Genomic DNA, 12,390 nt, shown 5'->3' on the forward strand with positions numbered 1-12,390 from the left:
GATGACCTCGACGTACGACGTCGTCGTGATCGGCGCGGGACCGGTCGGGGAGAACGTCGCCGACCGCGTCGTCCAGGGTGGGCTGACCGCGGCCATCATCGAGCGGGAGCTGGTCGGCGGTGAATGCTCGTACTGGGCTTGTATGCCGACGAAGGCGTTGCTCCGCAGTGGTGCGGCGCTACGCGCGGCCCGGCAGGTGCCCGGGGCCCGCGAGGCTGTGACCGGTGAGTTGGACGTCGCCGCCGTGCTCCGCCGCCGGGACGCGTTCGCCTCGAACTGGCAGGACGACGGCCAGGCGGCCTGGCTGGAGTCGGTCGGCGTCCCCCTCTACCGCGGGCACGGGCGAATCAGCGGCGAACGGACCGTCGAAGTAGGCGGCACGACCCTGACCGCCCGGCATGCGGTCGTCGTGGCGACCGGGAGCAGTGCGCTCGTCCCGGAGATCGAGGGCCTGCGGACGGCGTCCGCGTGGACCAGCCGGGAGGCGGTTGCGGCGCGCGCGGTCCCGGCCCGGCTGGCCGTGATCGGCGGCGGAGTGGTCGCCGCGGAGATGGCGACGGCGTTCGCCGAGCTGGGCGCGGCGGTCACGATGCTGGCGCGGGACGGCGTCCTGCCGCTCGCCGAGCCGTTCGTCGCGGAGCGCGTCACGGAATCCCTGCAGAACAAGGGCGTTTCGGTGCGACTCGGCGCCGAAGCGGTCGCCGTCCAGCGGAACGCCGACCAGACGGTCGCCGTCACACTGGCGGATGGCGAGCAGGTCGAGGCGGACGAACTGCTGGTTGCGATCGGGCGGACGCCGAACACCCAGGATCTCGGGCTCGACACCATCGGCCTCACCCCGGGCGACTGGCTCACGGTCGACAACACGCTGCGGGTCAACGACTGGCTCTACGCGGCCGGGGACGTGAACCGGCGGGTGCTCCTGACCCACCAAGGCAAGTATCAGGCCCGGCTGGTCGGTGACGTGATCGTCGCCCGTGCCAAAGGCGAACCCATCGACGACACCCCGTGGGGCCGGCACGCGGCCACGGCCGACGAACGCGCCGTCCCCCAGGTCGTCTTCACCGACCCCGAGGTCGCCTCGGTCGGCCTGACCGCGGCCGCCGCCGAAGCCGCCGGCATCCGCACCCGAGTCGTCGACTACGACCTCGCCGCCATCGCGGGCTCCGCACTCCACGCCGAGCACTACACCGGCCACGCCCGCATGATCGTCGACGAGGACCGCCAAGTGATCGTCGGCTTCACCCTGGTCGGCCCCGACGTCGCCGAGATGTTGCACGCAGCAACCATCGCCATCACCGCCGAAGTCCCCCTCCCCCGCCTCTGGCACGCCGTCCCCGCCTTCCCCACCACCAGCGAGCTCTGGCTCCGCCTCCTCGAAACCTACAACCGTTGAGCCTGGCTCTCCGGCATCGGAAGCCAGACGTCGGCCATGGAAGAGGCAGGTTGTGCGTCGAGGAGGTGGTGGAGGAGGGGGAGGGCTGGGTGGTGCCAGTCGGTGCGCCAGAGCATGGACCAGGGGTAGAGCGGGGTGGGGTCGGTGAGGGGGCGGAGGGTGGTGCCGGGGACTTCGGGTTGGTTGACGGTCGTGAGGACTGGGGGCTCGCCGGGGCGGAGGTGGTGGGCTAGTTCGTCGGCGCCGCGGACTCGGGGGTGGGTGGGTACTGGGATGGCGTCGTAGGCGGCGAGCAACTGGAGTGCGGCGTCCTCCCATTCCGGGGTGACGTGGTCGCCGGCTTGCCAGCAGATGGTGCGGCCGCGCAACGCCTTGAGGGGTAGGGGGTCGGTGCCGGCGAGGTCGTGGGATGCGGGCAGCAGGAGCGCGAAGGGTTCGTGTCCGGCTGGGCGGTGCTGGACGCCGGCCGGCAGCGGCAGCGCGCCGAGGCGACCGAAGCCGACGTCCAGGGTGCGGGCCGCGATTCGGGTGAGGGACGTCGCGAGGCTCGGTTCGAAGACGGAGTAGAACTCGAAGCCGTCCTCCAACGGGCGGGCCGCGGCAAGCAACCGGGCCGGCGTCGTACCGTTGCCGACCGCATCGACGACGACGCGGTCATCGGCGCCCAGTAGCGTTGCGACCAGCGCGTCGTGGTCGGCCAGTAACGCGCGGGCGCCGGGGAAGAACGTCGCCCCGGCCGCCGAGAGGGTGACGTTGCGCGAGCTCCGGTCGAAGAGGCGGACGCCGAGCTGGTCCTCGAGTTTGCGGACGTCGCGGCTGACGACCTGCTGGGCGACGAACAGCCGGGCCGCCGCGCGGCCGAAGTGCAGCTCCTCGGCGACCGCGACGAAATGCCGGACCAGCCGCATGTCCAAGTTCGCCTTCACGTCACCTTTGTAACACCGGATCTGTGTTGATCGGGCCGAAGAAGGTGTTGGACGCGGCCGCCACGGCCCGCCGACGATGGCGGTATGTCAACACATCCGGAACGCCTGCTGACCATCGACGACGTCGCGCTCTGCGCCCAGGCGTTCGGCGATCCCGCTGATCCGCCGGTGCTGCTGGTCGCGGGCACCTCCTGCTCGATGGATTGGTGGACGCCGGACTTCTGCCGCCAGCTCGCCGGCCACGGGTACTTCGTCGTCCGCTTCGACCAGCGCGACACCGGCCGGTCCACTCACGACCGCCCCGGCGAGCCCTCCTACACCCTCGGTGATCTGACAGCGGACGCCGTCCGCGTCCTCGACGGCTACGGCCTCAGCAGCGCGCACTGGGTCGGCTTCTCGCAAGGCGGCTGGATCGCCCAACTGGCAGCCCTCGACCACCCCGATCGAGTCCGCTCCCTCGCTCTGCTCTCCACCCGCCCGACCGGGCACGGGCCGGCGGACGCCGACCTGCCGGAGGTGTCCGGCAAACTGATGACCGCGTGGCAGACCCCCGGACCCGACCCCGACTGGGACGACGTCGACGCCCTCACCGACTACCTGGTCGACGGCGAACGGCTCCTGGCCGCCGAGCCCTTCGACGACGCCGCCGTCCGGGCGATTTGCCGGAACAGCGTCACCCGCGGCGCCGACGTCGCGGCTCAGCTGGCCAACCATCCGATGGCCGATCAGGGCCCGCGCTGGCGGGAGCGCCTGGCCGAGATCGCCGTACCGACGCTGGTCCTGCACGGAAGCGACGACCCGCTCTTCCCGCCCGCCAACGGCCGCGCGCTGGCCGCTGCCATCCCCAACGCTCGCTTCCAGGAGCTGGCCGGGGTCGGCCATGAGCTTCCGGCCCGGGTTCACACGATCGTCATCGATGCGCTAACGAACGGCGGGCACCTTCCAGAGGCCGAGGTACTGCGCCCAGGTCAGCGTCGCGCCCAGCTTCGCTCCGCCGCCGGGTAAGGCGGAGCCGCCCTGATCACCGGCCCGGTGGACCACAGCGGTGGACAGATCACCGCTGTAGCCGACATGCCAGGAGGCAAAGAGCTCCGAACCCTTGCTCCGACGGCAACGGCACTTGGCGTTGGCCTGACGCTTCTCGATGCTCAACCCGCTGACCGTGGTCGCCTTACCGCCGCCGATGAGCTCGTTGGTCAGCGCAGCGACCTTGTCCGGGTAGACCTGCACTGTCGGCAGCCCGCGATGCTTGGCTGCCGACCACAGCACCTTGCCTCGCGCGTCCCGGACCTCCTTGACCACGTGCGGCGCCGTCCGCCGGCCGTTCGCGGCGAAGACGCTGTACGCCGACGCGACGTCGAGCGGCGAGGCCAAGGCGTCCGGGCCGAGGCCGGGAGCGAGCTGGTCGGCCTTGGGCAGCCGTGGGATACCGGCTGCTTCGGCCGCCGCGGCGATCAGCGGTCCGCGCCTGGAGTCGACCAGCTCGAAGAACATCCGGTCGAGCGATACCTCCGAGTTGAGCTCGCCGGCCCCGGTGCCCAGCCCGGCCGGGATCGCGAACGGGCGCAACAACGCACCGGGCGGCGCCTTCGTGGTTGCCCAGTTTCGCTGGCTCTTCAGGAAATCCGCACCACCGACGAGCGCCACCACCTCACCGGTGCCGGGTCGCACCGAGGCCAGGCCGATCTGCAGACCAGGGATGGTCGACTGCTTGACGGCGGCCGCGGCCTTCGTCTGCAGCGGATGGTCGAACGTGGTGATCACCCGCAGCCCGCCGCCGCTGAGCCGATCCCCGGTGAAGCCGTACTTGGCCAGCTCCCGGCGGGTCAGGTCGAGCAGGAAGCCGGTCGGACCGGCATACCGGCCGCCTTTGGGTTTCTGGCGCAGCTTCGGCACGGCCTTCCGGTACTGCACGAGCTCGCGGCGCTTGATCGTCGACATCTCGGCCATCCCGTCGAGCACGTACCGGTAGCGGCCGAGGATGCGCTCGGCCGCGGCGGGATCGTCGGCGTCGAACCGGGTCGGGTTGTTCAGGACGGTCGCGAGGTACGCCGCCTGCGGCACCGTCAGGTCTTTCGGGTGGTCGACGCCGAAGTACACCTGCCCGGCCGCGCGGACGCCGTACGCGCCCTCGCCGAAGTAGATCGTGTTCAGGTAGTTGCCGAGCACCCATTTCTTGTCGCGGTTCCGGCTGATCTTGGTCGCGATGAACAGCTCGTCGAGTTTGCGCGACATCGTGCGCTCCTGGTTGAGGTACATCACCTTCACGTACTGCTGGGTGATCGTCGAGCCGCCCTGTAGCTGCTTGCCGCGCGCGATCGCGAACGCCGCGCGGCCCATCCCGGGCAGCGAGATCCCGGGGTTGGTCCAGAAACTCCGGTCCTCGGCCGCGATCACGGCGTCCTGGACATGATCGGGGATCTGCTCCAGCGGCACCGATCGGCGATTCTGCTCGTAGAACGAGCCGAGCGGCGTCCGCCCGTCGGCGTACGTGACCACGGTCGTGTTCGCCTCGAACTTCTCGTTCGCGTCGGGGATCTCGGTTCGCGCGTAACCGACGAAGAACGCCGTCACCACGCCGATCACCAGCACGAAGAACACCCCCAGCAACCAGCCCGCGATCCGCCGCCACTTCCTTCGGTGGGTTTTCCGGACAAGCACGTGGCGCACCAGGGACCTCCAGAGCCGGGGCGAACATCTGCGCTCTGAAGGACTCACGACGCCCCTGATCCGGATGACACGCGGCCGCCATTTCGTCCTGAAGAACGACCGCCCTCGTCCTTAGGGACGAACGGCAGCATCCGGCCGACCGTCCCCGCCGCGGACGAGCGCTCGCTACGCTGACCCGATGACGATCAGCAACCCGGCCGACCAGCCGCCGCTCCGGGTGCTGCGCCTCGCCGAACGCGACCACCTCGGCCGCTACGAACGCCGCTTCCGCCGCCACGTCGGCATCGGCGGCGCGCTCGCCTGCCTGGTGATCCTCATCGTCGTCCTGAACCTCTTGGTCAACGGCCCCGACAACCTCTGGGGCCGCGCCGCCGTCGCCACCGGCTTCCTGATCATCCTGCTCTGGGCCTACAGCTGGTTCAACCGTACCCGCGGCGGCCTCTACCTGTTCGCCGACGGCTTCGTCGACGCCGCCGGCCGCCGCGTCGTCAGCATCCCCTTCGCCGGCATCCACTCCATCAAGGCCGAGAAGACCCAGTTCGCCGTCGGCTCCCTCCCCGCCGGCAGCAACCTGGCCTACGAGATCGCCTTCACCTTCACCACCGGCGGCCAAGCCGTCTGGCGCCTCAACACCACGTACGCCGACCTCCCCCTCCTCACCACCCTCATCTCCCGCCGCTCCGGCGTCCCCCTCACCGGCTACCGCGACCCCTATTTCTAGGAATTCAGGTCGTCGGAGCGGCCGGCGGCGAGGCGGGACCATTGACTGAGGGGGCGGCCGTTGGCGGTCCAGGTGGGGTCGTCGCCCCAGGTTTTGGGCCAGCCTTCGGGGGTGTCTTCCCAGGATTCCTGGCGGCCGAAGAGGGTCAGGTCCATCAGGGCGTTGCTGTAATCCATGACTTCGACGCCGCGGTTCCACGTCCAGTAGGTCTGGAAGACGCGGTCGCCGGCGCGGACGTAGCAGACGAGGCGCATGAGGCCCGAGCCGCCGCCGGCGGTCGCGAGTAGCGCGTCACGTGACGGTTCGGCCGAGTACCAGGGGACCTGCCAGCCCATGAAGTCGCGGTAGCGGCGGCTCACCTCGTACGGCCCCTGACACAACACCGCGTAGGTGATGTCGCGGGAGTTGAGGTAGGAGAGCTCCTGAACCTGACCGGCGCACCAGGTGCACCCCTCGCACTGGTCGGCGGCCGAATGGTCGTGGTGCCACATGAAGTAGTACGCCATTAGTTGCCGACGGCCCTGAAACGCCTCCAGCAAGGTCAGTTGGCCGTCCGGTCCGGTGATCGGCAAGGCGCCGTCCACCTCGACCATCGGCAACCGGCGCCGAGCGGCCGCGATCGCGTCGCCTTCGCGGGTGTGCGCCTTCTCGCGCGCCCGCAGGATCTCCAGCTCCGCGTCGTACGTCGCCTGGTCGACAACCCGAGGCTCGCACAGCGCCGCGGCATCCCCATCCGAAATCGCTGCTCTCGTCACATCTGTCATCGTCAGCTCCTTTCACTCGCGCGCTGCTCGTCCGCATGAATGGCCTCGGCAAGCCGCTTGATCGCCCGCAGCCGCCGGTTCCAGCCTGCGGCCCGGGCCGCCATCGCCTGCGCCGCCTGCTCGAGGCGCGCATCGTCGATCCGGCACAGCACCTCTCGGCCCTGTTTGCGCCGGCTGATCAACCGCACGTGCTCCAGCGTCGCCAGATGCTTGACCACCGCCTGCCGCGAGATCGGCACCTGACCCGACAGCCAGCTGGCCGTCACCTCACCGTTCTCGACCAGCAGATCGAGGATCCGCAGCCGGGACACATCCCCGACGGCCGACCACAGCTCCTCGTCGACGTCCGTCACGGCAGAACCACGCCGGCCAGCCGGGCCAAGAACTCCGCCCAGCCTTCGCGGTGCTCATCGGCGTACCGCTGCTTCTCGGCGTCCGGCCACGCGGTGAGCTCGTGCCCGCTCTCGACCACGCGCACCCGAGTCCGCTCCGGCCCTTCCGCCGCCAAGGTGAACGCGACCAGCATCGAATTGCCGGCCAGCGGCTCGCTGCCCTCCGGATGATTCCACCGGAAGGTGAAGCGGGACGGCGGCTCCACCTCCTCGACCACCACCGGTCCACCCTGGTCACCGAACCGCAGGCGCCCCCGCGCACCCGGCTCGATCACCAGGTCGACGACATCGGCGAACCACCCCGTCATCAGCTCCGGATTCGTCACCACCCGCCACACCACCTCGATCGGCGCCTCGACGACGATCTCGTCCGCAATCAGCAACTCGGCCACGGCAACCCTCTCCCTCGGAATCTGCAACCAAAGGTAGCGGGTTATTCCGAGAATGCGCAACCGTTGGTTGCAAATCCGGGTCAGCTCAGCAGTTTGAGCGAGCGCAGCGCCAGGCGGCCGTCGATCGCGGCCCGGCCGAGATGTAGGTAACCGCCGCGGTACGACGTATCCGTGGCGACCACGGACGCGGGCCGATCCAGCCGGGTCCAGATCAGCCGCGACGGCGTCACCGTCAGCCGGAACCTCATCCACTCGTCGGCGCGCGGGGCAGCTGTATTTCGGACGGCAAGCAATACCTCCGCGGCCTGGCCGGCCCGATGGACGGCGAGCGTCAACCGGCCGTCGGCCCGCAGCGACGCCGTATAGCCGTCGGAGCGTCCCAAGCCCTCCTCGAAGTACCGGTCGTCGGCATGGCCGAACGCGAGGCTGAGCCCGGCCGCCGAATCACTCGGCAGCGCCGGGAAGGCCGCCTCGAACTCGATCGTGTACGCCGGCGCCGTCACCGGCGAAAGGTTCCCCAGCGTGAGGAAGTGCTGATCCCCGGTCGCGCCCAGCTCGACGACGCCGTCCGGCCGCCAGGTCAGCGCGAACCGGTCGTTGTACGGGTCGCGCGTCAACTCCCCCGGCACGATCGCGCCGCGCGCCCACTGGTCGCTCCTGACGGGCTTGGTCCGGTGGTTGATGTAGCCGAAGTTCGAGGTGATCGCACCGCCCAAACCGCGAGCCAGATAGTGCTCGACGTCGGCCCGCCGGTGCAGCGGATAAGGCCAGACCGGCATCCCGCTGCCCTTGACCAACTCGACCAGCTCATCGGACAGATAGCCGTCCGGGCTCGAGTACGGCACGATGATCGCGTCAGTTGCTGGTGACAACAAACCCTTGAGCCGGCCGACCGCCTCCGAGGTGATCTCGGGCGGCGCGGTGAAGTAGGCGAAGATCCCGAACCCCTGCGCCTTCCAGTCCGCGAACTGCGGGCTCAGGTAGTACGACTTCAGCATCACCGACCGCTCCAGCCGGTACTTGGCCACCATCGCCAGCAGCGGCTCCCACGCCGGCCCGTCCTTCGCCTCCACACACAAGATCACCCGCCCGCCGAACCGCCGCAACACGTCCTCGAACAGCGGCACCCGCACCTTGGCCCGCTGCCAATACGGCCCCAACCGCGGCACGTCGACCCACCCCGCACGCAACTGGGCCCACGTGATGTCCCGCAGCCGGCCGGTCAGGTTCGTCGTCCGCTCCAACGTCTTGTCGTGCAAACAGACCAGCACGCCATCAGCCGTGATCCCGACGCTGATCTCCATCGCCTTCGCCCCACGATCGACCGCCGCCTGATACGACTCCATCGTGTGCTCGGGCCACACATCCCCAACCCCGCGATGCCCCACCAGATAGCGCTCGCCCCGCTCGCGCACCCAATCCGCCAACGTGTACGCCGGCGCTGCCGCCGCCCCACCCACTCCCATCCCGCCGAGCGCCCCACCCAGAGCACCCGCCAAAACCACCCGCCGCCCGAGCTCCATCTTCGCCATCCTTCCCACCCGTCATGACAGACGCCCGGAAGCCTAGAGGCTGCGCAGGTCCCGAACAGGCTGTTCGAACCAGAACGAATCAAAGGCAGTTGCAGCCATCCGGATCGCGGGCCGCGACGAAGACCGATCAGCACGTTTGCCGAGTGAGGGGCACACCTGTGTACGCACCGGCGCCATTACGGCGGCAAGTGAACCGGTCCGGGTTGTTACTGCTCGGAACGGCGTTCGTGGCGGCCGTCGCGTACGTCGACCCGGGCAACTTCGCGACCAACATCGCGGCCGGCGCGACGTACGGATATCTGCTGTGCTGGGTGGTCGTCGGGGCGAACCTGATGGCCGTTCTCGTCCAGTACCTCGCGGCGAAGGCAAGTATCGCCACTGGCCGGACCTTGCCGCAGCTGTGCCGCGATCACTTCAAGCGGCCGACGTCGACGGGGTTGTGGGCGCAGGCCGAGCTGGTCGCGATCGCCACCGACCTGGCTGAGGTGGTGGGTGGTGCGATCGCGCTGAACCTGCTGTTCGGCGTCCCGCTGCTGCTCGGCGGCGTGATCACCGGGGTGGTCTCGTTCGCGCTGCTGATCTATCAGTCCAAGCGCGGGCAGCGTCCGTTCGAAGCAGCGATCGTCGGTCTGCTGGCGGTCGTGCTGATCGGCTTCGTTGTCTCTACGGCCCAATCCGCGCCATCGGCGTCCGGAGTCGTCGGCGGTCTCGTCCCGCGACTCGACGGCACCGCCTCGCTCGTACTTGCGGCCGGCATGCTCGGCGCGACCGTGATGCCGCATGCGATCTGGCTGCACGGAGCGCTGGTCACCGACCGGCACGGGAAGACGATCCGCTCAGCCGCGGGCAAGAGCCGCGTGCTGCGGGCCACGCGCAGTGACGTGGCCATCGCCATGGCACTGGCCGGCGCCGTCAACCTGGCCATGGTCGTTCTGGCCGCGGCTGCGCTGAACGGGACCGGCGCCGACTCGCTCGACGCCGCCCACACCGCCATCGGCGACCGGCTCGGCCACTTCTCCGCGCTGCTGTTCGCACTCGCGCTACTGGCCAGCGGCTTCGCGTCGTCCTCGGTCGGAACCTACGCCGGCTCCGTCATCCTGGACGGATTCTGGAAGCGCAAGATTCCACTCTCGGTACGCCGGTTGATCACATTGATCCCGGCGCTGGCGATCCTGGCCGTCGGCATCGATCCAAGCCGGGCGCTGGTCGTCTCCCAGGTGGTGCTGAGCTTCGGCATCCCGTGCGTCCTGTGGCCGTTGGTCCGGCTGACGGCGTCGAAGCAGGTCATGGGGCAGCTGGTGAACCGCCTGCGCACGACCGTCGCGGCCTGCCTGGTGGCGACCGCGGTCACCGCCTTGAACGTCGTGCTGATCGTGCTCACGATCCGCGGCTGAAACCCCCTGTCCAGAACGCGAATCGGCCCGGTCCCCCACCTGCGGGACCGGGCCGATTCACTGCCTCAGTAGGTGATCGCGGCAACGACCTTGCCGGGATCCTGCAGGAACGGCGCCACCGCCTTCAGGACGTCCGCCTTCGGGATACCGGTCTCGGTCGCCCCTTGGTACACCCCGCCTTCGGCCTTCAGGCCGAGCAGGTTGCCGACCACTGCGGCATGCCGGGCTTCGACGCCGAAGATCCCGGCCGCGGCCTGCAGGATCATCTTGTCCTTCACGAAGCCGGCCGCGCCGAGGTAGGCGCCGACGCCCTTGTTCTCGAAGACGTGCGCAGTGGTCAGATAGCTCTTACGGGAGTCGAACGCGCCGCCGAAGTCCACCGCCGGAGCGCCGGCCGGCGTCCCGCCGAGTTTCTGGATGGTGGCGGTCAGCGTCGCGACATGCGAGGCCTCGTCGGCCCCGATCTGCATCAGGTACTGCTTCTCCTTACCGGAGACGAGGCCGGCCCGGTTGCCCTGCCGATAGAACTCGGCCTCCAGGTACTCCAGCGTCAACGCATAGTTGAGCACCTCGATGTCGCTGGTGAAATCCTTCGCCGCAGCCAGGTGGAAGCCGTGGCTCAGCGCTCCGAGTGCAGCGCCCGCCTCGACGTTCGAGGCGTTGCCGTGGATCAGATCACGAATGGTGTCGGTCATCGTCTGCTCCTCACTTCGCGATGAACGGCATCGCGGCCTTCAGGACCGGCGCCATGCCGAGGTTGGCCTCGATCGGGGCCGGGAACGGATTCCCGCCGCTGATCTGCGCGATGATCGCCGCATGGCGCGACTCCACCCCGGCGATCGACGCCGCCGCGGCCAGGATCGCGCCGTCCTTCACCAGCGGAACCTGCCCGTGGTAGGCCTTCACGCCGAGCTCCTCGAAGGTCGCCGCGGTCTTCAGGAACGACGCCCGGTTCGCGAAGGTGCCGGCCGGGAACTTCACCTTCGGCTGAGCGACCGGCCGACCGCCGAGATCGGTGATCGTGGTCCGCACGGCGGTGACATGGTTCGCCTCGTGCTGCTGGATCGGATCGACGAGCTCCAGCTCGCGACCCTTCAGCAGGTTCGCCTTCAGGCCGGCGGTGTAGAAGGCCGCCTCCAGGTACTCCAGCGTCAGCGCGTAGTTCAGGATGTCCAGATCGCTCTTCGCGGCGTCCCCGGCGTAACCGCGGTCGGCGTCGCCGAACGCGAGCGGATCGCCCAGCTGGGAGGCGACGTACGTCGCCCCGACACCGACCAGCGCCGCGTTGCGCAGAAAGCTGCGCCGGCTGTGCTCATCGGCGAACTCGAGAACCGGACGGCCCCCGAAAATTGCCTTGATACCCATGACTCTCCTCAGTGCCTCAGTAGTGGTGCAACAGGGTTCGTACTTGGGTTCAGGGGGTGTATCGCCTCCTCAGCCGGCGCGCGCCTGCACGACGATGCGCTGGTAGTGGGCGGTGATCGGATGGCAGGCGAACAAGGTGATGACCTTCTCGCCGGCCCGCTTCGGCTGCCGCAGCACGAATTTCACGTACTCCGCCTGCGGCACGATCGTCGTCTTGAAGACCTTGTACGTCGTGGCCTTCGCGCCGACCGTGACCGTGATCGGATCACCGGGACGCAGCCGATCCAGGTTCAGGAACGGCTTCTCGTGGGTACTTCGATGACCGCTGATCACGGAGTTCCCCGCGCTCCCGGGCAACGGCGTACCGGGCCAGTGCCCGACACCGTGGACCAGCGCGGCCTCGTCGACCCCGTTGTTCAGCTCGTCGTCGAGCTTCAGCCGGGGAATCGCGAGCCTGCCCAGCCGTAGCTGCTCACCAGGCCGGGCCTTGATCGCCTCGATCGGAACGCCCGCGGCCGGATTGCCCTCACCCGGCGCGAACTGCGGCTCCACGGTCTCGCCGTTGCGGAGCTGATCGAGCATCCGATTCACCAGCGCGTCCGGCTCGTCCGCCGTCGGCGCCGAACTCGTCACCGGCGTGCGTACGGCATTCGGACGATCGGGAACGTCGTCCCCACTCGGCCCGAGCACCACCACACCCACAGCCACAGCCACCATGAACCCAGTACTTGCCACCAGCCATCGGTAGACCGGTTTCCAGGTCTTCATACGGCCGACCATCTCCTCACGAGGCGGGTCATCGTGAGGTATTCGGAGTCATCAGCCCTTCGGATGGGCA

General features: G+C 69.1%; 13 protein-coding genes. 4 read left to right on the plus strand and 9 right to left on the minus strand.

The features are described 5' to 3' along the window. Position 1 precedes the first annotated feature (1 nt). Positions 2 to 1,396: a dihydrolipoyl dehydrogenase family protein gene (locus tag HPO96_RS33615; RefSeq protein WP_171678456.1), complete on the plus strand. Its 1,395-nt coding sequence runs from the start codon at positions 2 to 4 to the stop codon at positions 1,394 to 1,396. Here HPO96_RS33615 and HPO96_RS33620 read toward each other — a convergent pair. Continuing rightward, positions 1,384 to 2,322: a LysR family transcriptional regulator gene (locus HPO96_RS33620; protein WP_171678457.1), complete on the minus strand. Its 939-nt coding sequence runs from the start codon at positions 2,320 to 2,322 to the stop codon at positions 1,384 to 1,386. The genes HPO96_RS33615 and HPO96_RS33620 overlap by 13 nt on opposite strands. A gap of 84 nt (positions 2,323 to 2,406) precedes the next feature. Between HPO96_RS33620 and HPO96_RS33625 the strand changes: the two genes are divergently transcribed. Then, complete coding sequence (locus HPO96_RS33625) at positions 2,407 to 3,327, plus strand: alpha/beta fold hydrolase (protein ID WP_171678458.1); 921 nt, start codon at positions 2,407 to 2,409, stop codon at positions 3,325 to 3,327. On the opposite strand, the gene HPO96_RS33630 is transcribed toward HPO96_RS33625, so the two are convergent. Beyond that, positions 3,244 to 4,992, minus strand: coding sequence for a transglycosylase domain-containing protein (locus HPO96_RS33630; protein WP_171678459.1), 1,749 nt, complete (start codon positions 4,990 to 4,992; stop codon positions 3,244 to 3,246). The two genes, HPO96_RS33625 and HPO96_RS33630, sit on opposite strands and share 84 nt — an antisense overlap. Before the next feature lie 178 nt (positions 4,993 to 5,170). Here HPO96_RS33630 and HPO96_RS33635 point away from each other — a divergent pair, with 178 nt between their 5' ends. Beyond that, positions 5,171 to 5,713: a hypothetical protein gene (locus HPO96_RS33635; protein WP_171678460.1), complete on the plus strand. Its 543-nt coding sequence runs from the start codon at positions 5,171 to 5,173 to the stop codon at positions 5,711 to 5,713. Here HPO96_RS33635 and HPO96_RS33640 read toward each other — a convergent pair. The 4 genes from HPO96_RS33640 to HPO96_RS33655 form a co-directional block, all read right to left on the minus strand. Continuing rightward, positions 5,710 to 6,477, minus strand: coding sequence for a DUF899 family protein (locus HPO96_RS33640; protein ID WP_171678461.1), 768 nt, complete (start codon positions 6,475 to 6,477; stop codon positions 5,710 to 5,712). The genes HPO96_RS33635 and HPO96_RS33640 overlap by 4 nt on opposite strands. A gap of 2 nt (positions 6,478 to 6,479) precedes the next feature. Then, complete coding sequence (locus HPO96_RS33645) at positions 6,480 to 6,830, minus strand: metalloregulator ArsR/SmtB family transcription factor (protein WP_171678462.1); 351 nt, start codon at positions 6,828 to 6,830, stop codon at positions 6,480 to 6,482. After that, the gene (locus HPO96_RS33650) at positions 6,827 to 7,261 is read right to left on the minus strand and encodes an SRPBCC domain-containing protein (protein WP_171678463.1); all 435 of its coding nucleotides are present in this window, start codon (positions 7,259 to 7,261) and stop codon (positions 6,827 to 6,829) included. The genes HPO96_RS33645 and HPO96_RS33650 overlap by 4 nt, the downstream gene beginning before the upstream one ends. 80 nt (positions 7,262 to 7,341) lie before the next feature. Continuing rightward, positions 7,342 to 8,784, minus strand: coding sequence for a glycerophosphodiester phosphodiesterase (locus HPO96_RS33655; protein ID WP_171678464.1), 1,443 nt, complete (start codon positions 8,782 to 8,784; stop codon positions 7,342 to 7,344). A 167-nt stretch (positions 8,785 to 8,951) separates the two neighbouring features. On the opposite strand from HPO96_RS33655, the gene HPO96_RS33660 reads away from it, so the two are divergent. Next, on the plus strand, positions 8,952 to 10,187 hold the full coding sequence (locus HPO96_RS33660; protein WP_171678636.1) for an Nramp family divalent metal transporter: 1,236 nt from the start codon (positions 8,952 to 8,954) through the stop codon (positions 10,185 to 10,187). 65 nt (positions 10,188 to 10,252) lie between these two features. On the opposite strand, the gene HPO96_RS33665 is transcribed toward HPO96_RS33660, so the two are convergent. From HPO96_RS33665 to HPO96_RS33675, 3 genes are all read right to left on the minus strand, one after another. Next, the gene (locus HPO96_RS33665; protein ID WP_171678465.1) at positions 10,253 to 10,882 is read right to left on the minus strand and encodes a ferritin-like domain-containing protein; all 630 of its coding nucleotides are present in this window, start codon (positions 10,880 to 10,882) and stop codon (positions 10,253 to 10,255) included. 10 nt (positions 10,883 to 10,892) lie between these two features. Further along, a complete protein-coding gene (locus HPO96_RS33670; protein WP_171678466.1) occupies positions 10,893 to 11,552 on the minus strand; it encodes a ferritin-like domain-containing protein in 660 nt (219 codons plus the stop codon). A 69-nt stretch (positions 11,553 to 11,621) separates the two neighbouring features. After that, on the minus strand, positions 11,622 to 12,320 hold the full coding sequence (locus tag HPO96_RS33675) for a class E sortase (protein WP_171678467.1): 699 nt from the start codon (positions 12,318 to 12,320) through the stop codon (positions 11,622 to 11,624). Between the last annotated feature and the right edge of the window lie 70 nt (positions 12,321 to 12,390).

The sequence above is a fragment of the Kribbella sandramycini genome (assembly GCF_013131805.1).
Classification (GTDB): Bacteria; Actinomycetota; Actinomycetes; order Propionibacteriales; family Kribbellaceae; genus Kribbella; species Kribbella sandramycini.

What these genes read in the sequence shown, in the direction of transcription:
- HPO96_RS33640 (WP_171678461.1), bottom strand. Translation starts at nt 6,477, where the DNA reads ATGACAGATGTGACGAGAGCAGCGATTTCGGATGGGGATGCCGCGGCG.
- HPO96_RS33670 (WP_171678466.1), bottom strand. Translation starts at nt 11,552, where the DNA reads ATGGGTATCAAGGCAATTTTCGGGGGCCGTCCGGTTCTCGAGTTCGCC.
- HPO96_RS33675 (WP_171678467.1), bottom strand. Translation starts at nt 12,320, where the DNA reads ATGAAGACCTGGAAACCGGTCTACCGATGGCTGGTGGCAAGTACTGGG.
- HPO96_RS33625 (WP_171678458.1), top strand. Translation starts at nt 2,407, where the DNA reads ATGTCAACACATCCGGAACGCCTGCTGACCATCGACGACGTCGCGCTC.
- HPO96_RS33655 (WP_171678464.1), bottom strand. Translation starts at nt 8,784, where the DNA reads ATGGAGCTCGGGCGGCGGGTGGTTTTGGCGGGTGCTCTGGGTGGGGCG.
- HPO96_RS33615 (WP_171678456.1), top strand. Translation starts at nt 2, where the DNA reads ATGACCTCGACGTACGACGTCGTCGTGATCGGCGCGGGACCGGTCGGG.
- HPO96_RS33665 (WP_171678465.1), bottom strand. Translation starts at nt 10,882, where the DNA reads ATGACCGACACCATTCGTGATCTGATCCACGGCAACGCCTCGAACGTC.
- HPO96_RS33635 (WP_171678460.1), top strand. Translation starts at nt 5,171, where the DNA reads ATGACGATCAGCAACCCGGCCGACCAGCCGCCGCTCCGGGTGCTGCGC.